Origin of the sequence: Bradyrhizobium diazoefficiens (assembly GCF_016616235.1) — a bacterium.
GTDB lineage: Bacteria > Pseudomonadota > Alphaproteobacteria > Rhizobiales > Xanthobacteraceae > Bradyrhizobium > Bradyrhizobium diazoefficiens_H.
The window spans coordinates 794,616-814,844 of sequence record NZ_CP067100.1; the positions used below are offsets into that span (position 1 = coordinate 794,616).

General features: G+C 64.9%; 19 protein-coding genes and 1 pseudogene. 11 read left to right on the top strand and 9 right to left on the bottom strand.

Going from position 1 to position 20,229, the window contains the following annotated elements:
• Nucleotides 1-136 precede the first annotated feature (136 nt).
• From JJB99_RS03690 to JJB99_RS03700, 3 genes are all read left to right on the top strand, one after another.
• Nucleotides 137-748 carry a shikimate kinase gene (locus JJB99_RS03690; RefSeq protein WP_200497450.1) on the top strand — a complete coding sequence of 204 codons (612 nt, stop codon included), beginning with the start codon at nt 137-139 and terminating at the stop codon, nt 746-748.
• Nucleotides 745-1,893: a 3-dehydroquinate synthase gene (gene aroB / locus JJB99_RS03695; RefSeq protein WP_200497451.1), complete on the top strand. Its 1,149-nt coding sequence runs from the start codon at nt 745-747 to the stop codon at nt 1,891-1,893. The genes JJB99_RS03690 and aroB overlap by 4 nt, the downstream gene beginning before the upstream one ends.
• Nucleotides 1,894-1,985: 92 nt before the next feature.
• Entirely contained in the window at nt 1,986-3,290 is a 1,305-nt protein-coding gene (locus tag JJB99_RS03700) for an HlyC/CorC family transporter (RefSeq protein WP_200497452.1), read from the top strand.
• A 128-nt stretch (nt 3,291-3,418) separates the two neighbouring features.
• Here JJB99_RS03700 and JJB99_RS03705 read toward each other — a convergent pair whose 3' ends face one another.
• Complete coding sequence (locus JJB99_RS03705) at nt 3,419-3,688, bottom strand: BolA family protein (protein ID WP_246775362.1); 270 nt, start codon at nt 3,686-3,688, stop codon at nt 3,419-3,421.
• 149 nt (nt 3,689-3,837) lie between these two features.
• Here JJB99_RS03705 and JJB99_RS03710 point away from each other — a divergent pair, with 149 nt between their 5' ends.
• Entirely contained in the window at nt 3,838-4,470 is a 633-nt protein-coding gene (locus JJB99_RS03710) for a J domain-containing protein (RefSeq protein WP_200497454.1), read from the top strand.
• Nucleotides 4,471-4,531: 61 nt separating this feature from the next.
• On the opposite strand, the gene JJB99_RS03715 is transcribed toward JJB99_RS03710, so the two are convergent.
• Together JJB99_RS03715 and JJB99_RS03720 are read right to left on the bottom strand one after the other, a co-directional pair.
• Nucleotides 4,532-5,572, bottom strand: coding sequence for a sensor histidine kinase (locus JJB99_RS03715; RefSeq protein WP_200497455.1), 1,041 nt, complete (start codon nt 5,570-5,572; stop codon nt 4,532-4,534).
• A gap of 189 nt (nt 5,573-5,761) precedes the next feature.
• Nucleotides 5,762-6,862 (bottom strand): citrate synthase/methylcitrate synthase, encoded by a 1,101-nt coding sequence (locus JJB99_RS03720; protein ID WP_200497456.1) that lies wholly within the window; start codon nt 6,860-6,862, stop codon nt 5,762-5,764.
• 80 nt (nt 6,863-6,942) lie between these two features.
• Here JJB99_RS03720 and JJB99_RS03725 point away from each other — a divergent pair, with 80 nt between their 5' ends.
• Both JJB99_RS03725 and JJB99_RS03730 read left to right on the top strand, forming a co-directional pair.
• Nucleotides 6,943-8,169, top strand: coding sequence for a citrate synthase family protein (locus JJB99_RS03725; protein ID WP_200497457.1), 1,227 nt, complete (start codon nt 6,943-6,945; stop codon nt 8,167-8,169).
• Nucleotides 8,170-8,343: 174 nt separating this feature from the next.
• Nucleotides 8,344-8,529, top strand: coding sequence for a hypothetical protein (locus JJB99_RS03730; RefSeq protein WP_200497458.1), 186 nt, complete (start codon nt 8,344-8,346; stop codon nt 8,527-8,529).
• 127 nt (nt 8,530-8,656) lie between these two features.
• Here the strand turns inward: JJB99_RS03730 and JJB99_RS03735 are convergent, their stop codons facing one another.
• From JJB99_RS03735 to JJB99_RS03745, 3 genes are all read right to left on the bottom strand, one after another.
• Nucleotides 8,657-8,896: a hypothetical protein gene (locus tag JJB99_RS03735; protein ID WP_200497459.1), complete on the bottom strand. Its 240-nt coding sequence runs from the start codon at nt 8,894-8,896 to the stop codon at nt 8,657-8,659.
• Nucleotides 8,897-9,124: 228 nt separating this feature from the next.
• Nucleotides 9,125-9,334 (bottom strand): cold-shock protein, encoded by a 210-nt coding sequence (locus JJB99_RS03740; protein WP_200497460.1) that lies wholly within the window; start codon nt 9,332-9,334, stop codon nt 9,125-9,127.
• Between the two features lie 375 nt (nt 9,335-9,709).
• Complete coding sequence (locus JJB99_RS03745; RefSeq protein ID WP_200497461.1) at nt 9,710-10,369, bottom strand: DedA family protein; 660 nt, start codon at nt 10,367-10,369, stop codon at nt 9,710-9,712.
• A 298-nt stretch (nt 10,370-10,667) separates the two neighbouring features.
• On the opposite strand from JJB99_RS03745, the gene cobS reads away from it, so the two are divergent.
• From cobS to JJB99_RS03770, 5 genes are all read left to right on the top strand, one after another.
• A complete protein-coding gene (gene cobS, locus JJB99_RS03750; RefSeq protein ID WP_200497462.1) occupies nt 10,668-11,666 on the top strand; it encodes a cobaltochelatase subunit CobS in 999 nt (332 codons plus the stop codon).
• 68 nt (nt 11,667-11,734) lie between these two features.
• Nucleotides 11,735-13,636 (top strand): cobaltochelatase subunit CobT, encoded by a 1,902-nt coding sequence (gene cobT, locus JJB99_RS03755; protein WP_200497463.1) that lies wholly within the window; start codon nt 11,735-11,737, stop codon nt 13,634-13,636.
• On the top strand, nt 13,633-14,673 hold the full coding sequence (locus JJB99_RS03760; protein WP_200497464.1) for an esterase-like activity of phytase family protein: 1,041 nt from the start codon (nt 13,633-13,635) through the stop codon (nt 14,671-14,673). Before cobT ends, JJB99_RS03760 begins: the two co-directional genes overlap by 4 nt.
• Before the next feature lie 317 nt (nt 14,674-14,990).
• Nucleotides 14,991-16,103 (top strand): NADH:flavin oxidoreductase/NADH oxidase, encoded by a 1,113-nt coding sequence (locus JJB99_RS03765; protein ID WP_200497465.1) that lies wholly within the window; start codon nt 14,991-14,993, stop codon nt 16,101-16,103.
• 269 nt (nt 16,104-16,372) lie between these two features.
• Nucleotides 16,373-16,780, top strand: a complete 408-nt coding sequence (locus JJB99_RS03770; RefSeq protein WP_200497466.1) for a hypothetical protein — start codon at nt 16,373-16,375, stop codon at nt 16,778-16,780.
• A 157-nt stretch (nt 16,781-16,937) separates the two neighbouring features.
• Here JJB99_RS03770 and JJB99_RS03775 read toward each other — a convergent pair.
• From JJB99_RS03775 to JJB99_RS03785, 3 genes and pseudogenes are all read right to left on the bottom strand, one after another.
• Nucleotides 16,938-18,029, bottom strand: a pseudogene (locus JJB99_RS03775) (ISAs1 family transposase).
• Between the two features lie 145 nt (nt 18,030-18,174).
• Nucleotides 18,175-18,420, bottom strand: a complete 246-nt coding sequence (locus JJB99_RS03780) for a PilZ domain-containing protein (protein WP_200497467.1) — start codon at nt 18,418-18,420, stop codon at nt 18,175-18,177.
• 367 nt (nt 18,421-18,787) lie between these two features.
• Complete coding sequence (locus JJB99_RS03785) at nt 18,788-20,119, bottom strand: DUF2235 domain-containing protein (protein WP_200497468.1); 1,332 nt, start codon at nt 20,117-20,119, stop codon at nt 18,788-18,790.
• Between the last annotated feature and the right edge of the window lie 110 nt (nt 20,120-20,229).

A 20,229-nucleotide genomic window follows, 5' to 3' on the forward strand; every position in this document is an offset into this window, starting at 1 on the left:
ATTAACCAATGAAATCATCCAACATGTTCGCCGTTTCGTGGCAAGAGTCCTCTGGCGAGGCCCCCTGCGGGGTCGTATAGGTGGCCAAACCATGCCGCCTTTGGCGGCAGATCGAGCGAGATCCAGAGCGAGATTTATGTCCGACGCCGCGCTGCCGATACCAGCATCCCCTGAGGCCGACATCCTGTCGGCGCTGGGCGCGCGCTCGATCGTGCTGGTCGGCATGATGGGAGTGGGCAAATCCACCATCGGCCGCCGCATGGCTCTGAGGCTCAAGCTGCCCTTCGTCGACGCCGACAGCGAGATCGAGGCGGCGGCCGGCATGACCATCCCTGAGATTTTCGAGCGCCATGGTGAGCCGCATTTCCGCGACGGCGAGGCCCGCGTGATCGCGCGGCTGCTCGAGGGCGGACCCATCGTGCTGGCGACCGGCGGCGGCGCCTTCATGCGCGAGGAGACGCGGGCGCGCATCGCGGCCAAGGCGGTCTCGATCTGGCTCAAGGCCGATCACGACGTCATCATGCGCCGGGTCCGCCGCCGCGCCGACCGCCCGCTGCTCCAGACCGCCGATCCCGAGGGAACCGTGACGCGACTGCTCACCGAGCGCGAGCCGGTTTATAGCAATGCCGACCTCACCATCGCCTCGCGCGAGGTGCCGCACGACAGAATCGTCGATGAGACCATCGCGACGCTGCATGCGTATCTCTGCGGCCAACCACCAGCCGACCTCGCGAGTGCCGTTCGATGACCGCGCCTTTGAAACACTCCGATCCTATCAACGTCGAGGTCGCGCTGGAGAATCGCGCCTACGACATCGTCATCGGCCGCGGCGTGCTGGCTTCGCTCGGCGAGCGGGTCGCAGCGTTACGCCCCGGCGTGCGCACCGCGATCGTGACGGATCGCACGGTCGCGAAATACTGGCTTGAGCCGGCGGAAGCGTCGCTTGCCGCAGCAGGCATTCCGACCTCGCGCATCGTCGTCGAGGAAGGCGAGATCTCCAAGACCCATGCGGGCCTCGAAAAGGTCAGCGAAGCCCTGATCGCGGCAAAAATCGAGCGCACCGATCTCGTCATCGCGCTCGGCGGCGGCGTGGTCGGGGACCTCGCCGGCTTTGCCGCCGCGATCCTGCGCCGCGGCGTCGATTTCGTGCAGGTGCCGACCTCGCTGCTGGCGCAGGTCGATTCCTCCGTCGGCGGCAAGACCGGCATCAATTCGCCGCAGGGCAAGAACCTGTTAGGGGCCTTCCACCAGCCGGTTCTCGTCATCGCCGACACCGCCGTGCTCGACACGCTGTCGCCGCGGCAGTTCCGCGCCGGCTATGCCGAGGTCGCCAAATACGGCGTGCTCGGCGACGAGGCCTTCTTCAGCTGGCTGGAAAAGAACCATTCCGACATCGTCAAGGGCGGCTCCGCGCGCGAGCACGCCATCGCGACCTCCTGCCGCGCCAAGGCGGCAATCGTCTCGCGCGACGAGCGCGAGACCGGCGAGCGGGCGCTGCTCAATCTCGGCCATACGTTCGGTCACGCGCTGGAAGCCGCAACCGGTTTTTCTGACCGCCTGTTTCACGGCGAGGGCGTGGCGATCGGCATGACCCTGGCGGCGCAATTCTCCGCAAGACTCGGCATGATCGGCGAAGCCGATGCGATGCGTGTCGAGCGTCATCTGATCGAAGCCGGCCTGCCGACACACCTGCAGGACATCGCGGGCTTTGCGCAGGAAGGTCTTGCCGATGCCGACGCGCTGATGGCGCTGATGGCGCAGGACAAGAAGGTCAAGCGCGGCAAGCTCACCTTCATCCTGCTGGAGGGAGTGGGGCGCGCCGTCATCGCGAAAGACGTGGAGCCGGCTCCTGTGCGCGACTTCCTGAAAGAGAAGCTCGCGCAAAGGGCCTGAAACGCGGCTGAATTTCGCTAAAGCGTTTTCGAGCGAAGTGGGTACCCGGTTCGCGTCAAGAAAACGCGTCAAACAAGAAACCAGAGTGGTTCATGGACTGGCTCGGCTTCACCATCGTCATCATCTGCCTGCTGGTCTCGGGCTTCTTCGCCGCGAGCGAGACCGCGCTGACCGGCGCCTCGCGCGCCAGCATGCTCCGCCTCTCCAAGCAGGGTAACCGCGAGGCCGACGTGGTCTCGGACCTGCTCGACATGCGCGAGCGCCTGATCGGCGCGCTGCTGCTCGGCAACAACATCGCCAATATCAGCGCCTCCGCGCTGGCGACCTCGATCTTCACCGCCTGGTTCGGCGACGTCGGCGTGCTCTACGCCACCGGCGTGATGACGGCGCTGGTCGTGATTTTTGCGGAAGTGCTGCCAAAAACCATCGCGATCAATGCGCCGGACCGCATGGCGCTTGCGGTCGCGCGGCCGATGCGGCTGACCATGTACGTGCTGGGGCCCCTATTACGGATTGTCGAAGTCATCGTCCGCCTGTTGCTGCGCCTGTTCGGCCTCGCCGGCGAGCACCAGGCCATCCTGTCGCCGACCGAGCGCCTGCGCGGCGCGGTCGACCTCTTGCATCACGAGGGCAAGGTCGAGAAGCAGGACCGCGACATGCTCGGCGGGCTCTTGGACCTGCGCGAGCTCCAGGTCTCCGACGTCATGATCCATCGCACCGAGATGATGATGATCAATGCCGACCTGCCGCCGGAGGAGCTGGTGCGCGAGGTGCTGGCGACCGAGTACACCCGCATCCCGCTCTGGCGCGAGAAGCCGGAGAACATCATCGGCGTGCTTCACGCCAAGGACCTGTTGCGCGCGATCCGCGCCGCCGACGGCGACACCTCGCGCATCGACGTCTCCACCATCGCGCTGCCGCCCTGGTTCGTGCCGGAGATGCGGCCTGTGTCCGAGCAGCTCAAGGCCTTCCGCCGCCGCAAGACCCATTTCGCGCTGGTCGTCGACGAGTACGGCGAAGTCGAAGGTCTCGTGACCCTGGAAGACATTCTGGAAGAGATCGTCGGCGACATCTCCGACGAGCACGACGTCGTGGTCGCCGGCGTGCGCGCCCAGCCGGACGGTTCGGTAGTGGTCGACGGCTCGGTGCCGATCCGCGATCTCAACCGCGCCATGGACTGGCGCCTGCCCGACGAGGAGGCAACCACGGTCGCCGGCCTCGTCATTCACGAGGCGCGCTCGATCCCCGACCGCGGCCAGAGTTTTACCTTCCACGGCTTCCGCTTCCGCGTTCTCCGCCGGGAACGCAACCGCATCACCGCGCTCCGTATTTCACCGGTGCCGCGCGAGGCCGAGCTGGAGGGGGCCAAGCCAAGAAGGGCCGGGACGTCGTTTTGACGCATGGCGAGCTGTCATCGTCCGCGAAGGCGGACGATCCAGTATCCAGAGGCCGGCGTTGGGGATTCGCTCCCACCACATCCGCCGCGGAGTACTGGATGCCCCGCCTTCGCGGGGCATGACAGCGGTCACCCTTCCCCCGGTGCCTGCGCGTGGATCGCGAGCGCGTGGACGGTGCCGGAGAGTTCCGCCGCCAGCGCCGAATTTATCATGCGGTGGCGGTCGACCCGGCTCTTCCCTTTGAAGGCGGCAGACACGATATAAACGCGAAAGTGCGTCTCGCCGCTTGGCCGATGGCCGGCGTGGCCCTCATGCAAATGTGACTCGTCGACGACTTGCAGGCTTTCCGGCGTGAAAGCTTCCTGCAACTTGTTGCTGATAGTGTCTTTCATAACCATGAGTGCCATTAAAGCGTGCGCAAGCGCCCCGTCAATTGCATAGGCCGCCTCTGGCGGCGGTCCTAAAAAATGCCGAGGTGCTACGGGGTTTCGCCCTAATTGCAATGTCAAGACTTGAAGGTTTTTGCATTGCGTAGTCAAAGTCAGCCATGCCGATCGATTCATCAAAGTTCTTCGACTCCATCCGCGTGAAGCCGCGGGGCAAGCAGCCGGAAGTGAAGCCGCGCGACGCCGTGGTCAACTGCGAATGGGCCGGGTGTCAGAACAAGGGCGCGCACCGTGCGCCGAAGGGCCGCGAGAACCAGCGTGAGTACTGGCACTTCTGCCTGAACCATGTGCGCGAGTACAACCAGAACTACAATTTCTTCTCCGGCATGAATGCCGACGCGGTTGCGCGCTACCAGAAGGATGCGCTGACCGGCCACCGTCCGACCTGGAAGATGGGCGCCAACGGCGGCAAGAAGGGTGCGGAAGCCGAGATCGACATGGCGTCCGATCCGTTCAGCATGTTCTCCGAGATCAACGGCCGTGCGAATTGGCGGAAGGGCCCGGAGGCCCAGCCCAAGGCCGAGACGCGCAAGGTGATGAACGCCGAGCGCAAGGCGCTCCAGGTCATGGGTCTCGGCCCCAATTCCACACTCGCCGACGTCAAGAGCAAGTACAAGGCGCTGGTCAAGCAGCACCACCCCGATGCCAACGGCGGCGACCGCTCGACCGAAGACCGCCTGATCGAGATCATCAAGGCGTATAATTACCTGAAGACGGTGGTGCGCGAGGCCTAAAGCGCGACGAGGTCGGGATGAATCCTCATCGCGATTTGGGTTATGGGTCGAGCATCATGCTCTAGGCCGCGATCTCCGGGAAAGACAGCTCGCAGACCAATCCTTCTGGCCTCCATTGCCGGGTGATTCTTCCCCGCAAGGTCCGGATCACACCATCGACAGCGCCGATCCCAAAACCCTTGCGGGTCGGCTCGGTGACCTCCGGCCCGCCGCTTTCCGACCAGCGCAGGACGAGAGACGTGGCCGGATCGGCCTCCCAGCGGATATTCAACCGGCCCGAAGGCGTCGACAGCGAGCCGTATTTGGCGGCGTTGGTCGCCAGCTCATGGACGGCAACTGCGATCGACTGGGCCAGCATCGCCGGCAGGCGGATGTCTTCGCCCTCGATGCGGACCCGTTCGCGGTCCCCGCTTGCGTAGGGCCGGAGCTCTTCTTCGACGATCGTCTTCAGGCTCGCGCCGGTCCAGCGCGAAGCCGAGAACAGTCTCTGCACGTTGGCAAGGGCGCTGAGCCGGCCTTGAAAAACGGCCTGGAACTCGTCCGCGCTCTCGGCCTTCGTTAGCCGCAGCATCGCCTGGATCACCGCTAGCAGGTTGTTGGACCGATGGTCGACTTCGGCGGTGAGAAGCATCATCCGCTCTTCCGCCTGCTTGCGGGCCGTGATGTCGACCAGCATGTTGACGGCTCCGACCAGCTGGCCGTCTTCGTCGCGCAGCGGCGTGGGATAGGGCACGAAGCAGATCCGCGAGCCGTCGGGCCGTTCGGCAACAGCCTCGGCATCACGCACGGGACGATTCTGCTTGAGGGCGACCGCCATGGGGCATTTGTCGTGGGGAAGCGGTGTGCCGTCGGGCAAATAGAGCTTCCAAGTCACGCACCACATCTCGCCAATCTTCGGCGTGCGTCCGGCGAAGTCGATGCAGGCCCGATTGAAGAAGGTGATGCGGCCCTCTGCGTCGGTGGTGTAGATGGCTGCGGGCAGTGCCTGGAGCAAGTCCCGGAATCGCCTCTCGGAATCCGCGCCGGCCGCGCTGCTGCTTGCTGCCTGTCTGGCGATCTCGCCAATCCTGGCCTCGTCAGATGGCCCAAACAAGTCCAGCATTGCGTTCCTCTACGCGCCACATCAGGCAATTCGTCGGCCGCGTATAGGTTCCACATTGCTCCTCGGGGACGAGCAGGCCCCTCGACCTTTCCATAGCCGAGGCGCCCGGATGGAGCGTCAGCGTCGTCCGGGTCCATCTCGCACAAGCGACTTTTCCGGATTGCGCTTCGCTCCATCGGAACTGCTTCGTCATTCCTCCGGCATCGCCCCAACATAGGACGAACTCGGCCGGATCAGCCGTCCCGTGCGCTGCTGCTCGCGCGCATGCGCGGTCCAGCCCGCGACGCGCGCGACCGCGAAGATCGGCGTGAAGGCCTGCCTTGGGATCGCGAGCGCATCGAGCAGGATCGCGGTGAAGAACTCCACGTTGGTTTCCAGCGGCCGCTCCGGATTCTTCTTGCGTAGCGCGCTGCGGATATAGGCCTCGACCTCGCCCGCGAAGGGCAAGTCGGCGCCGTTGGCGGCAAGCGCCTCGACCGCGGCCTTGAGCACGTCGGCGCGCGGATCGCGCACGCGGTAGACGCGGTGACCGAAGCCCATCATCCGCTCGCCGCGGGCGAGGGCCGCATCCACCCAGGGCTGGATGCGCTCGCGCGAGCCGATCGCGTCGAGCATTTCCAGCACCGGCTCGGGCGCGCCGCCGTGCAAGGGGCCGGTCAGCGCGCAATAGCCGGCGGTGACGGCGGCGAACAGATCGGCTTGCGTCGAGGCAACCACGCGCGTGGTGAAGGTCGAGGCGTTCATGCCGTGGTCGCTGGCGGTGACAAGATAGGCGTCGAGCGCCGTGACCTCGCGCGTTTCAGGCCCGCGCCCATGCAGCATGCGCAGCGTGTCGGTGGCGTGGCTCGCGCTCGGCTCGGGCGCGACCGGATCGAGCCCCTTGGCGCGCCGGACCAGCGCGCCGGCGATCACCGGAAACGCGCCGACGATGGTCGCTTCATGCGTAAGGCCCTCTTCGGCGCGAAGTCCGGCGACCGCCGCGCGAAAGCCGTCGATGATGCCCATGCCGCGCGTCGCCGGCAGCAACTCGTCCAGCCGCGCGAAAGCGCGCTTACGGGCCGCGCCGAGGCTCGCTTGCACATCGGCTTCGCTCAAGCTGGTCTTGCTTGCGCTGGCGCCGTTCCAGAGCCGCGCGGTGACGCCCTCGAAGCTCGATGTGGCGGCGAGGCGCCCGACATGCTCGCCGGCGATGATCAGCTCGCCGCGCTCGCCGTCGACATGGCTCAGCGCGGTCTCGGCCGCGGGAATGCCGTCCAGCCCGATCTGGCTTTTGGTGAGGTGGATGTTCATGACCCGATCTCCTTTGCACTGCACGAAGAGAAAGGTCGGGCCTCTCGACAGATTGATCAATCTTGATTACATAAATCAATATGAAAAATTCCAGGGAGCTCTACCTCTCGGCCCGGGAAGCCGCCGCCGAACTTGCGATCTCGCCGGCGACCCTCTACGCCTATGTCAGCCGCGGCCTGATCCGCTCCGAGCCGACGCCGGATTCCCGCAAGAACCGCTACCGCGCCGAGGACGTTCGCGCCCTGAAGGAGCGCCGGGTGCCGGCGCCGGAGCCAAAGGGCCTGCGCAGCTTCGACGCCGATCTGCCGGTGATGGATACCGAGATCTCGACCATCAGCGAAGAGGGCGCGATCTATCGCGGCGTGAACTGCGTCGATCTCGCCGAGAACGACACGCTGGAGCACACCGCAACACTGCTCTGGGACGTCTCCGGCGTCGATCCGTTCGCGCCTGACAATCAGCCCGCGATCTCCGAGGAGATGCGCGCGATTGCAGAAGCCGCGCGCCGGGCCGCGCCGATCGATCGCGCCATCGCCGTGCTCGCGCTCGCCGCCAGCGCCGATCCGCGTGCCTTCACCCGCGCGTCCGATGGCCGCGCGCTGGTCGGCGCGCGCATCGTCCGCCTCCTGGTCGCCACTATGCTCAATGCGGAAGCCTCGGCCGAGCCGCTGCATCAGCAGGTCGCGAAAGCGTGGGCGGCGGACAACAAGCATGCGCCCGATCTGATCCGACGCGCATTGGTGCTGCTCGCCGACCACGAGCTGAATGCCTCGACCTTCACCGCGCGCTGCGCGGCCTCCACCGGACTCAACCTCTATGATTCCGTCATTGCTGGCCTTGCCGCGCTGAAAGGCCCCAAGCATGGCGGCGCCGGCGTGCTGGCCTCGCAGCTGGTCAAGACACTGATCGACCGCGATGTCGAGCCGATGGTGCGCGAGCGCGTCGCGCTCGGCGAGCGTTTCGCCGGCTTCGGCCATGGCGTCTACAAGCGCGGCGATCCCCGCGCGCAATCGCTGCTGAACGCACTCGCCCGTGCGGGCGCGCCGCGAAAATTCACCCGGGAGGTGCCGGAGCGGATCGTCGAGGCAACCGGCGAGCTGGTCAACATCGACTACGCGCTCGCGGTCTTGGTGCATGCCCTGCGCCTGCCGGCTGGCAGCGAACTCGCTCTGTTCGCGATGGCCCGCAGCGTCGGCTGGATCGCGCACGCCAGCGAGCAATTGCAGTTCGGCAAGCTGATCAGGCCACGGGCGCGGTATGTGGGACCGGCACCGGGGCGGAGATCGATGGTCGTGGAGAAGGCCTAGGGCATATACTCACGCCTGCTGCAATGCGCCGGCTCGGATCGTACGTCGCTGTAGAGTTCGTCAAGCCTGCGTCTCGAGACCGCAGCAATCTTTTCAGATAGGCCCCTAGCTGGTAAAACGTGGAAGCACCACGGCGCGCAGCCCTGAGGCATAGGGTGCAAGGATCATCTAACAATGAGCAAAGCGAAACGCTCCGCCGAGCAGCAGCTCGCCGACGAGGCCGACCGGAAGGCGCAAAACCCAGTTGGGGCGCGCCAAACGATAGCGGATAGCCACGCCGATCCAGAGTTCAAGGAAAATCATGAACGTCTCAGAGCGGAGCGGCTAGCGCGGGACGCCGGACGTAAGACCAACGAGTGAAGTGCGCTGCCCGGCAGTCCTCTGTCCAGAAGCACTGGCTCGAAGTCGTCAGCCCCATAGCCGCTGGCTCAAATGAGCCGCACTGACGTTGTAGGATGCAGTTGCGCTGCAAGCGCGAGCAGATCTTCTAGTCCTCAAGAATGGATTTCGTGGCTAAGAAGACTTGTTCCGCCGTGCCCTTGATTGTGCCCTTGGCCCAAGCCTGAAACACGGTGACGTAGGCGCTTTTGTAGGCCTCTTCGTCTGCCGAAAAGTACACTTCGTCGGTTGCGAGATCCAAGACCAGCGCGCCTTTGTCGATGCAAATCTCCTCAACCAGGACGAGGCGCTCTTCTTGTTCGGCCAGATGGCGCTTTACAATGCTCATTGGGTCTCCTCGTTGTGTGCTAGCTGGGCCGTATTTCCGACAAACGCGCTGAACAGTTTCGTGCGGAGACTGAGGGCTGCGGCAGTCAGGCCGAAAGGGCCGCTGGCCAGCGTGACATGAGTTGCCGAGTCAAAAAAAGCCCCGCCTCCGATCACGCGGCGGCGGGGCGGGACCACAGGCCCTGCCAGTACATCCGTGGCTAGAGCGACATGGCTGTTGTGCTACTGCTTAAGCAGCACGAAGATTTTCAGCAGCCGACTTTCCCGTGCGACGGTCTGCGACGATGTCATACGACACCGTCTGACCTTCGTTCAGGCTGCCCATGCCGGCGCGTTCGACGGCGCTGATATGAACGAACACGTCCTTGCTGCCGTCCGTCGGTTGGATAAAGCCGAAGCCCTTTTGGCCGTTAAACCACTTCACTGTACCTGTGTTCATCAGGTTTTCCTTTCGGGTGCACGCAGGAACTGGCTCGCGGGAATCGCGGCCATCATTCCGGGTAGTCGATTTTGGAGAATGTCTGAAACGTGCGCGCCGTCAGGATCTGAGGCGAAAGCGGAACAGTTGTTCGGCCAGTATCGATGCGGGAACAATACACCAGCACCGGGAATACTTCAAGGAAGAATGCCAGCAGGTGCTTTCTTTTGCGTGTGGCGCATCCGTTGCGTAGTTAAGAGCGCTCCAACCCGCCGATTGCGGGAGGCGCTTCGCCTAGCGGGAGCCTGATCGGCGCTGTTAGTTGCGCCCACCGCGCGATACCGTCGCTACGACAATGCATGCTTTCCTCGGCTGAACCAAGTTGTAGCGCACACTCTAGGCCCGCGGTTTGCCTTTCGCGAAGCCGTCGCCGTTTCGCCGGCGATAGATCCACATCGCTACACCCAGACCGAGCGCCGCGCCGACCACGGTCAAAATCCAGATGTGCTTGCCGACATGCCCATGGTGATGCAGCCCGGCATATTCGTGCAGAGCCGACACCGCCAGAACGCCCGGCAGCACATGCGCCGGCGCCCACAGCAGGATCGCCGGGATATTCACCGCATAGAATCTCGCCGGCGCCATTCCCAGCGCGCCCGCCGTCACCGGCACAAAGGCGCGGATCGGCGGCACGAAGCGGGCGAAGAACACGGCCCAGGTGCCGAAGCGGTGGAAGAAGCTTTCGCTCTCGGCGACCACACGCGGATAATTGGTCAGCGGCCAGGCGGTGAGGATCTCGCGCTGGCGCCGGTGCCCGATCCAGTAGGCCGAGCCGTCGCCGAGCACGGCACCGAGCGCGGCCGCCAGCAGCACCCATTGCAGCTGCAGCTCGCCGCCGGGGACCAGCGCGCTCAGCGCCAGGATGATGGTCGAGCCCGGGATCACCGATCCGACCACCGGAACCGCCTCTAACAGAGCCGCCAGGAACAGGGTCAGATAGGCCAGCCACGCATGGGCCGAGACAAACGAGATGAGGGGATCGAGGAAGGACGTCACGTCGTCTCTGTGGTGGGCTGGGACTATCCGGTTCAGACCCTGGTTAAGTAAGGCAGGGCGGCGAAAGTGCCACTCGCGCAAGGCCCCTCGCCCGTCCAGAGGCGAAATTCGGGCGTGATTCGCAAGGCAGCCCTCCAAAAACTGCGTTCCTCACCTATCTAAATGAAAAGACAACGGAACTTTGATTGGGGCGCGGGCTTCTGCCCGCACGTTGTCTCTGATAGGTTCGCAGCCGCACCCAGCCGCAGCCAACGTGCAAATAACTGGTCTCGGGATCGCCCGGGACCTCGGAGGATTGATGACGACCGCCGCCCTGTCCAAAGTTGAGGAAGTTTCCGGTCTGCCCGACATGAAGGTGTCGGTGCGCCAGGTGTTCGGGATCGACAGCGATCTCGAAGTGCCGGCCTATTCCGAAGTCGACCCTCATGTGCCGGAAGTTGATTCCGACTATCGCTTCGACCGCGCCACCACGCTCGCCGTGCTCGCAGGTTTCTCCAAGAACCGCCGCGTCATGGTGACCGGCTATCACGGCACCGGCAAATCCACCCATATCGAGCAGGTCGCCGCCCGTCTGAACTGGCCCTGCGTGCGCGTCAATCTCGACAGCCATATCAGCCGTATCGATCTCGTCGGCAAGGACTCGATCGTGGTCCGCGACGGCAAGCAGGTCACCGAATTCCGCGACGGCATTCTGCCCTGGGCGCTGCAGAACAACGTCGCGCTGGTGTTCGACGAATACGACGCCGGCCGTCCCGACGTGATGTTCGTGATCCAGCGCGTGCTGGAAGTCTCGGGCCGCCTGACCCTGCTCGACCAGAACAAGGTGATCAAGCCGCATCCGGCGTTCCGGCTGTTTGCGACCGCCAACACGGTCGGTCTCGGCGACACTTCGGGCCTCTATCACGGCACCCAGCAGATCAACCAGGGCCAGATGGACCGCTGGTCGATCGTCACCACGCTGAACTATCTCAGCCATGACGAGGAAGTCGAGATCGTGCTGGCCAAGGCCAAGCACTATCGCACTCAGGAAGGCCGCGACACCGTCAACAAGATGGTGCGCCTGGCCGACCTCACCCGCAACGCCTTCGCCAATGGCGATCTGTCGACGGTGATGAGCCCGCGCACGGTGATCACCTGGGCGGAGAACGCCGACATCTTCGGCGATATCGGCTTCGCCTTCCGCGTCACCTTCCTCAACAAATGCGACGAGCTCGAACGTCCCTTGGTCGCCGAGTTCTATCAGCGCTGCTTCAATGCGGAGCTGCCGGAATCGGCGGTCAACGTGGCGCTCAGCTGAGGTCTAGGATGTCGTCCCGGCTCCCCGTGCGCAATTGCGCGCCGGGTCGGGACGACGGATAGGGTGAGATGACCACCTCCAATTCCAAATTCCGTAACAGCAAGGAAGCGCCGACCGAGCCGTTCAAGCGCTCGGTCGCCTCCTGCCTCAAGGCGATCGCGAAATCGCCTGAGCTCGACGTCTCCTTCGCCGCCGAGCGTCCCGGCCTTGCGCCGGGCAAGGCGCGGCTGCCCGAGCCGGCGCGCAAGATGACCAAGCGCGATGCCGCGGTCGTGCGCGGCCATGCCGATTCCATCGCGCTCAAGCTCGCCTGTCACGATCCCAAAGTTCACCGCAAGCTGATGCCCGGCAACCCGCAGGCGCGCGGCGTGTTCGAGGCGGTCGAGCAGGCCCGCGTCGAGGCGATCGGCGCGCGCCGCATGGCCGGCGTTGCGAAAAACCTCACCGCGATGCTCGACGACCATTTCCATCGCGGCAAGTTCGACGAGATCACCGACCGCGCCGATGCGCCGCTGGCCGACGCGTTGGCGATGCTGGTGCGCGAGCGCCTGACCGGCATGGCGCCGCCGGCGGCCGCCAGGAAGATGGTCGATCTCTGGCGTCCGATTCTCGAGGACAAGATCGGCAAGCGGCTCGACCGGCTCGACGGCGTGCTCGAGGACCAGATCCGGTTCGGCGATGCCGTGCATGATCTCCTGACCGCACTCGAGCTCGGCGACGAGCGCAGCGCCGACAGCGAGGACGATGAGGACAACGACGAGAACCAGGACGGCGACAACGATCAGTCCGGCGCCGAAGGCTCGCCCGATTCCGATGCCGCGCAGGAGATGAGCGCCGACCAGGCGCAAGCCTCATCCGAGGAGATGGCCGACAGCGCAATGGAAAGCGCGCAGGCCTCGACCTCCGACAGCTTCGACGACGGCGAGCTCGGCGACGACGAGACCCCGGGCGAGGCGACGCGTCCGAACGCGCACGGCAAGAACGAGCCGCGCGGGCCCGAATACCACGCCTTCGCGCCGAAATTCGACGAGGTCATCGCGGCCGAAGACCTCTGCGACCATGACGAGCTGGAGCGGCTGCGCGCCTATCTCGACAAGCAGCTCGCGCATCTGCAGGGCATCGTCGCCCGTCTTGCCAATCGTCTCCAGCGCCGCCTGATGGCGCAGCAGAACCGCGCCTGGGAGTTCGACCTCGAAGAGGGCATTCTTGACCCCGCGCGCCTCTCGCGCGTCGTCACTGATCCCTATCACCCGCTGTCCTTCATGCACGAGAAGGAGGCGACGTTCCGCGATACCGTGGTGACGCTGCTGCTCGACAATTCCGGCTCGATGCGCGGTCGGCCCATCACCGTGGCCGCCACCTGCGCCGACATTCTCGCCCGCACGCTGGAGCGTTGCGGCGTCAAGGTCGAGATTTTGGGCTTCACCACCCGCGCCTGGAAGGGCGGGCAGTCGCGTGAGGCGTGGCTTGCCGCCGGCAAGCCGGCCAGCCCCGGCCGTCTTAACGATCTCCGCCACATCATCTACAAGTCGGCGGATGCGCCGTGGCGCCGTGCACGAAAAAATCTCGGCCTGATGATGCGCGAAGGGCTGCTCAAGGAGAACATCGACGGTGAGGCGCTCGACTGGGCGCACAAGCGCCTGCTGGCGAGGGCCGAGCAGCGCAAGATCCTGATGATGATCTCGGACGGCGCGCCGGTCGACGATTCCACGCTGTCGGTCAATCCCGGCAATTATCTCGAGCGGCATCTGCGCCACATCATCGAGGAGATCGAGACCCGCTCGCCGGTCGAGCTGATCGCGATCGGCATCGGCCATGACGTGACGCGCTACTACCGCCGCGCGGTGACGATCGTGGACGCCGAGGAGCTCGGCGGCGCCATCACCGAAAAGCTCGCCGAGCTGTTCAGCGAGACCAACACCGCGCCGAGCCAGCCGGCCGCCCGCCCGCGCCGCAAATTGCATTCGTGAGCACCGATCAATCCCGCCGCAGCTTTCTCGGCCACGCGGCGGCGGGATTTTCCATTCTAGCGATCCCTGGAGTGGCGCAGGCGCAGGTTGAGCACGCCATCACTGCGCCTGTCAGCATCGAGGTCAATGCGCGGCCGATTCCGTCATTCGAGCCGCGCGACCGCGCGCGCGTGCGCTTCGGCTCGCTGCAATATCGCAGCGGTCTCGTGCTGACCTCGCCGCATCGCGGCTTTGGCGGCCTGTCCGCGCTCCGTTTTCTCGACAGCAAAGGCGAGCGTTTTCTCGCGCTGTCCGACCAGGGCAGCTGGTTCACCGGGCGCATCCGCTATTCTGGCGGCAAGATGGTCGCGCTCGACGATGTCGAGGCGGCGCCGATGCTGAATGCCGAGGGGCGGCCGATCACCGAGAAGCGCAATTGGTACGACACTGAGTCGCTCGCGCGTGACGGCAATGTCTTTTATGTCGGGCTCGAGCGCGTCAACCAGATCATGCGCTTCGATTTCGCCAGGGGCGGCATGCAGGCGCGCGGCGAGGTGGTGCCGACGCCGGCGGCGATCCGCAAGCTGCCGGATAACAAGGGGCTGGAGGCGCTGGTGTTTGTGCCGAAGGGCCAACCCTTGGCCGGCACCCTGATCGCCTTCTCCGAGCGCGGGCTCGATGCCGACGGCAATCTGCTCGCGTTCCTGATCGGCGGCCCCACGCCCGGCCAGTTCAGCGTGCGCCGCACCGAGAAATTCGACATCAGCGACGCCGTGCTGCTGCCCAGCGGCGAGCTCCTGATCCTCGAACGCAAATTCTCCTGGTTCACCGGCGTCAACATCCGCATCCGCGCGATCCCGCTCAAATCCATCGCACCGGGCGCGCTGGTCGACGGCCCCGCGCTGTTCGCCGCCGATCTCGGCCACGAGATCGACAACATGGAAGGCATCGACGCCCACGTCACGGCCGAGGGCGAGACCGTGCTGACGCTGGTGTCGGACGACAACTTTTCCATGTTGCAGCGGACATTGCTGCTGCAGTTTGCGCTGGTGGAGTAGCGGGGGCGCGACACACTCTCCTGTCGTCCCTGCCTAGTGCGCAATTGCGCACGGGGCGCAGGGACCCATACCGCGTGATCTAGCGATTGGGGATGATGCCAATCCCGAACGACTAATCTCCGCCAAACTCCTCCCTGTGGTTCTGGGTCCCTGCTTTCGCAGGGTCGACAGCGGAATGTGAAGGCTCACCTCGTGACCACATGACCCGCAATGCATGGCCCCGCAGGCGGCCATGCCGCCTGCGCAACTCGCAATTCGCCGCCGGGCCACTAAACTTCATGCAATCGCTTCCATCCCTCCATCCCCGGAACTCCCGCATGAGCGCCCTGTTTTCCCCGATCAAGCTGCGCGGCCTGACTTTGAAGAACCGCGTCGTGGTGTCGCCGATGTGCCAGTATTCGGCCGAGGACGGCGTCGCCACCGATTGGCACTTCACCCACATCAACAATCTCAGCCTCTCGGGCGCGGCGATGTTCTGCATCGAGGCAACCCATGTGGAGGCGATCGGCCGCATCACGCCGGGCTGCCTCGGGCTCTACAGCGATGCTTGCGAGGCCGCGCTGAAGCAGATCCTTAGCTCCGTGCGCAAGCGTTCCTCCACGGCGGTGGCGATGCAGCTCGCCCATGCCGGCCGCAAAGCGTCGAGCGCGCGGCCCTGGGACGGCGGCCAGCTGATCCCGGTCGAGCACGGCGGCTGGCAGACGGTGGCGCCGTCGGCGGTGCCGCACAAGGAGGGCGAGGCCGCCCCGCTTGCGCTCGATGCCGCGGGCCTGAAGCGCATCCGCGACGCCTTCGTCGACTGTGCCCGCCGCGCGGACCGCATCGGCATCGACGCCATCGAGCTGCACGGCGCGCACGGTTATCTCCTGCATCAGTTCCTGTCGCCGATCTCCAACAAGCGCACGGATGAGTACGGCGGGTCTTTGCAGAACCGCATGCGCTTCCCGCTCGAGGTCTACGACGCGGTCCGGGCCGTGTTCCCGCACGACAAGCCGGTCGGCATGCGGGTGTCGTCGACCGACTGGGTCGAGGGCGGCTGGGATCTGGCGCAGACCATCGAATTCGCGCAAGCGCTGAAGGCGCGCGGTGTCGACTGGATCGACGCCTCCTCCGGCGGCGTCTCGCCGCTGCAGAAGATTCCGCTCGGCCCCGGCTATCAGGTCCGGTTCGCCGAGGCCATCAGGCGCGAGACGGGCGTGCCGACCATCGCCGTTGGCCTCATCACCGAGCCCAAGCAGGCCGAAGAGATCGTCGCGTCCGGCAAGGCCGACATGGTCGCGCTCGCCCGCGGCATGCTCTACGACCCCCGCTGGGGCTGGCACGCCGCCGCCGAGCTCGGCGGCGAGGTCGAAGCCCCGCCGCAATATTGGCGCTCGCAGCCCTCCAGCCAGAAGGCGCTGTTCGGCAAGACCACGTTCGGGGCGCGGTGATGTCTTTACCTCTCCCCGCTTGCGGGGAGAGGTCGAATTCGATCGCAGATCGAATTCGGGTGAGGGGGTACAGGTCTCATGGTGATCTCATTCGCGGAGAGAGGCCCCTCACCCCAACCCTCTCAGCGCGAGCGAAGCTCGTCGCGACTCCGTAAGAACGGGGAGAGGGAGACATCTCCCCCTCACGCATCCGTAACTCCCCCCAACCTTCCACCCCCCGCAAAACTGGCCTAACCTCCGCAACCTGCAACGCCTCACGGAGGCCGGCCATGCGTTTTGGTGTTCGCAAAACTGCCCATGTGTTCGAGCGCGTGGGCCTTGCGATGGCAGGCGCGGCGTGCGGGCTGTTCGTCGGCGCCTATGTGGGATCGGCGATCCCGCACCTCACCACGCAGGGCTTCCTGCTGCTGATGATGGTGCTGGGCTTCGTCGGCTTCTATCTCGGCATCGACACGCCGCAGCTGCCCTTCGACGAAGCGCACAGCCACATCGACGCCGCGGAATTCCTGAGCGCCGCCGGCACGCTCTGCGCCACCTTCACCGCGCTCGCCTCCGTCGCCGTGATCGTGCTGCGGCTCGACCCGCACATCGCCTGGAGCTGGCTCGCGCTGCTCGGCTGGATCGCCGGCGTCGCCATGCAGATCGTCGCAGGGGCGAAAGCCAGGATGCGCGGGTAGCGGGGGAGTTGTTGAAGAACGATCGCGCCGCGCGCGCTGCAACCTCTCCCGCGTGCGGGAGAGGTCGCGCCGAAGGCGCGGGTGAGGGCTCCCTCCTCTGGGGGAGTGTCCCATCGCGGAGACACCCTCTCCCCGACCCTCCCCCGCCAGCGCAGGGCTATCGCATATGAGTAAAGAGCTCGAAGAAGAAGTCTTTGCTCCACATGGCGCGGCGCATTTTACTGCTGATGGATGTATTGGAGGGATGCATTCGCAAGATGTTTTGAGCAAGACGGCGGATCACAGCGAAGTTTTCCGGCCCATAATCCTTGCGGGTGCGTGCGGAATCCTCGTCGAATACGACATCGAGAATCCAGTGCAACTGGTTCTCGATACCCCAATGTGCGCGCACGACTTGGGCCATTCATAGCCTGCGCGAGAGCGCAATATAGCGTGTGGCGGTTTCGCGCTTGCCATTGGCCGTGGTGCGTTCTGCTTCGATGCGGCCAAACGCCTTGAGACCAGGCAGCAAGGCCCGCGCTGCGGCTGGAGCCGGTATTACGCTCGCGCGGCGCCGCTCGATCCGGCCGTGGGCCTTCTCCTCCGTGGCCAGCGAAGCAGCGACGTCGCCGGCTTTTGCGAAGGCGCGCTCGGCCTCGGCGTAAAGCGGACCATTGTTGCCCTTGAGACCCAGAGCATAATCGGCCTTGGCGTCCAAGACCGCCTGCGCCATCGCCGGGTGACAATGCAGTGCATCCGCCGTCACGGTGCAGCCCTTGAGGACAAGGCTGCCCAGCAATTGCAGGGTTGCGGCCACCTCATTGCCGCCGGGGGCGCGCGCTTGGGCCAAGGCCACTCGCGTCTGGGTGTCCCAGATGCTCACCATCAGTGGCGGCAGGTAGGCCCGCCCCTTCTCATAGCCGCGTCGCAGGCTTTTGCCGTCGACCGCCACAACCCCTGGCGCAGGCTTCAACCCGAGCTCCGCCCGCAGTGCCGTCATAAAGGCCATAAACGCCTTCGCCAACTCGTCCGGATCAAGCAGGCGGAACAGACGGCTGAAGGTATCGTGGCTCGGTGCCCCGTGGGGCAGGTCGACAATCGCAGAAAGCTCTTCCACACGCGCTTCTGCGAAATCGGCGACTTCAGCACCGCTCTTGGCTCCGCACAGCGTCGCCGCCAAAGTCAAAAACAGTATAGTTCCAATAGGGTGACGAGCATTGATGTCGCGTGGGTCGCGTACTTCTCGCAATATCGAGATGTAAGACTGCATCAGGCCTTCTCCGCAAAGAGAAAACCACAACAGAATCTCTCAAACGCCGATCCGCAAGCCGCGATTTACTCATATGCGATTCCCCTGCCCGCCAGCGGGGGAGGGAGCGTACCTCCCGCGTGGTGATGCTGAAGTCTACAAAATCCTAAAACACCACGCCGACCCGCGTGCCGCGCTTCCAGGCGATCCGGCACCGCTTCTTGGTGTTGACGTGCAGCAGCTCGAACCGGTCGGGGATGCTCACCTGCCCGCCGAGATCGACGCAGGCCCCGCCGGGCGAATAGTCGATCAGGGTGCAGTTGATCACCGGCGCGCGCGGGTCGGTGATGATCTTGGCCTGGCGGGACACCAGGCCGGCGGGTTTCACGCGGGTAAATCGTCGCGGATGCATTGGCACATCTCCTCCAACTCCGCAGGGCATGATCGGGAAAAGTGTGAGCGGTTTTCCGAGCAGATCATGCCCAACCAAAAGGGTCGCGGCGGGCTTGGTCGCAATGATGAAACGGAGTTGATGCGATCCGGCTAAGGCGAGCGCGCGAATTTTAATGAAAAGTAGCAGCGAATGCCGGAAGCAGCGGTAGCGCGGTGCCACCCTCCCCTGGAGGGGGAGGGTCGATCGCGCACAGCGCGAGCGGGGTGGGGTGATCTCTCAACACGGGCACTGCTGGATGCTGAGAGACCGTCACCCCACCCCGTCTCCCCTCGCTGCGCGATGCGAGCCGACCCTCCCCCTCCAGGGGAGGGTAAGAGGAATCCCCTCACGCCACGTTCTCCTCCGCCGCCGCCTCCGCATGCGGCCCGACCGGCATCGGCACGGTCACATACACCTTCGGCAGATTCACCGGCCGGTAGTCCGGCTCCACCGCCATCCGCTTCACCACGCTCTCATGCACATGCGCGCCCTCGGGGATGACGCGCGGCTCGCGATCGGGGATGTAGAAGCCGGCAAACACCTTCCGGTCGGGCCATTCCTTGTACGTCGCACGCTTCGGCACATACTCCAGCACGCGCCAGGCCGCCGTCATCGAGTTGTGCAATGCGCCCGCCTTGCCGGTGTATTCAGGCGCGACATATCTAAACGGCGAGTTCTTGCGCGGCACGCCCCAGGCGAGCTGGTTCACGGTGCGCGGATTGAAGTTCAGCCCCGCCTTCGCCGCCTCCTCGATCATCCAGATCAGCGGCCATTTCGACTCCGCGCTCTCGGCTTCCGGATAGCCGCCGCCGACGTCGCAATGCACGCCGGCGAACCACACCTGCAAAATATCCTGCGGCTCCTTCTTCTCGTCGGGCACATAGCGGTTGCGCCAGAACTCCTGCGGCTCCCAGTACTCTTTCAGGCGGAACATGCAGCGCCGCTCGTCGATCGCGATCGCCTGCCGGAAGATCTTGACGCTCGGATTGCGCAGCGTGAAGGCGAGCTCCTCCAGGCTGAACAGATAGAAGAAATTGTCGCGCCGCGGCACGATCACGCTCGCCACCGTGTCCCAGACGCCGATGAAGTGGATGGTCGGCCAGCGCGTCGAGGTGATGCGCGCGAATTGCGCGGCGAGGTCGAACGTGCCCTTCGGCAGCGGCCCCTGCTCGTCGACCGCGATGTCCTTGAGATCGTCGATGTCGTTGCCGCGCCCGGTGCCGGAATATTGCTTGTAGGCGACGAGCCCCGAGCCTGCGAGGTTCGCCTGCTCCGGCGAGATCAGCCCGATCTTGTGGATCAGCCCCGCCAGCACGCGAACGGTGTAGGCGCCGCGCGAAAAGCCGAACAGATAGATGCGGTCGCCGGGCGCATAATGCTGGACCAGGAAGCAATAGGCCGAGAGAACGTTGGCATCCAGCCCGTAGCCGGTGGCGAGCCCCAGCACCAGGTCGATATTGGCCTTGAGCCGGTGCCACGTCGTCGGCTCCGTCACCGTGCCGACCCCGGGGTCGTAAAACACCATCTGCCTGGGATGCGTCCTGTCGGTCTTGCGCAGGCAGCGATACAGCTTCAGGACGTTGGAGATGCTTTCGCTGATCTCGTTGCCGGTGCCGTCACAGCAGATGACGAGGTGCTTCGGCGAGGGGTTGTGGTCTGGGTTGGCTGCGTGCTCCATGGGATGCGCCTCCGGGTGATGCTACCGGGGCGAGTATAGCGGAAAATGGGGAGCAAGTTGAGAGTGACGCGCATAATTGTTTTCGCGAATCTACTCCAAAATCAATAGCA

What these genes read in the sequence shown, in the direction of transcription:
- JJB99_RS03690 (WP_200497450.1), top strand. Translation starts at nt 137, where the DNA reads ATGTCCGACGCCGCGCTGCCGATACCAGCATCCCCTGAGGCCGACATC.
- aroB (WP_200497451.1), top strand. Translation starts at nt 745, where the DNA reads ATGACCGCGCCTTTGAAACACTCCGATCCTATCAACGTCGAGGTCGCG.
- JJB99_RS03700 (WP_200497452.1), top strand. Translation starts at nt 1,986, where the DNA reads ATGGACTGGCTCGGCTTCACCATCGTCATCATCTGCCTGCTGGTCTCG.
- JJB99_RS03705 (WP_246775362.1), bottom strand. Translation starts at nt 3,688, where the DNA reads ATGGTTATGAAAGACACTATCAGCAACAAGTTGCAGGAAGCTTTCACG.
- JJB99_RS03710 (WP_200497454.1), top strand. Translation starts at nt 3,838, where the DNA reads ATGCCGATCGATTCATCAAAGTTCTTCGACTCCATCCGCGTGAAGCCG.
- JJB99_RS03715 (WP_200497455.1), bottom strand. Translation starts at nt 5,572, where the DNA reads ATGCTGGACTTGTTTGGGCCATCTGACGAGGCCAGGATTGGCGAGATC.
- JJB99_RS03720 (WP_200497456.1), bottom strand. Translation starts at nt 6,862, where the DNA reads ATGAACATCCACCTCACCAAAAGCCAGATCGGGCTGGACGGCATTCCC.
- JJB99_RS03725 (WP_200497457.1), top strand. Translation starts at nt 6,943, where the DNA reads ATGAAAAATTCCAGGGAGCTCTACCTCTCGGCCCGGGAAGCCGCCGCC.
- JJB99_RS03730 (WP_200497458.1), top strand. Translation starts at nt 8,344, where the DNA reads ATGAGCAAAGCGAAACGCTCCGCCGAGCAGCAGCTCGCCGACGAGGCC.
- JJB99_RS03735 (WP_200497459.1), bottom strand. Translation starts at nt 8,896, where the DNA reads ATGAGCATTGTAAAGCGCCATCTGGCCGAACAAGAAGAGCGCCTCGTC.
- JJB99_RS03740 (WP_200497460.1), bottom strand. Translation starts at nt 9,334, where the DNA reads ATGAACACAGGTACAGTGAAGTGGTTTAACGGCCAAAAGGGCTTCGGC.
- cobS (WP_200497462.1), top strand. Translation starts at nt 10,668, where the DNA reads ATGACGACCGCCGCCCTGTCCAAAGTTGAGGAAGTTTCCGGTCTGCCC.
- cobT (WP_200497463.1), top strand. Translation starts at nt 11,735, where the DNA reads ATGACCACCTCCAATTCCAAATTCCGTAACAGCAAGGAAGCGCCGACC.
- JJB99_RS03765 (WP_200497465.1), top strand. Translation starts at nt 14,991, where the DNA reads ATGAGCGCCCTGTTTTCCCCGATCAAGCTGCGCGGCCTGACTTTGAAG.
- JJB99_RS03770 (WP_200497466.1), top strand. Translation starts at nt 16,373, where the DNA reads ATGCGTTTTGGTGTTCGCAAAACTGCCCATGTGTTCGAGCGCGTGGGC.
- JJB99_RS03780 (WP_200497467.1), bottom strand. Translation starts at nt 18,420, where the DNA reads ATGCATCCGCGACGATTTACCCGCGTGAAACCCGCCGGCCTGGTGTCC.
- JJB99_RS03785 (WP_200497468.1), bottom strand. Translation starts at nt 20,119, where the DNA reads ATGGAGCACGCAGCCAACCCAGACCACAACCCCTCGCCGAAGCACCTC.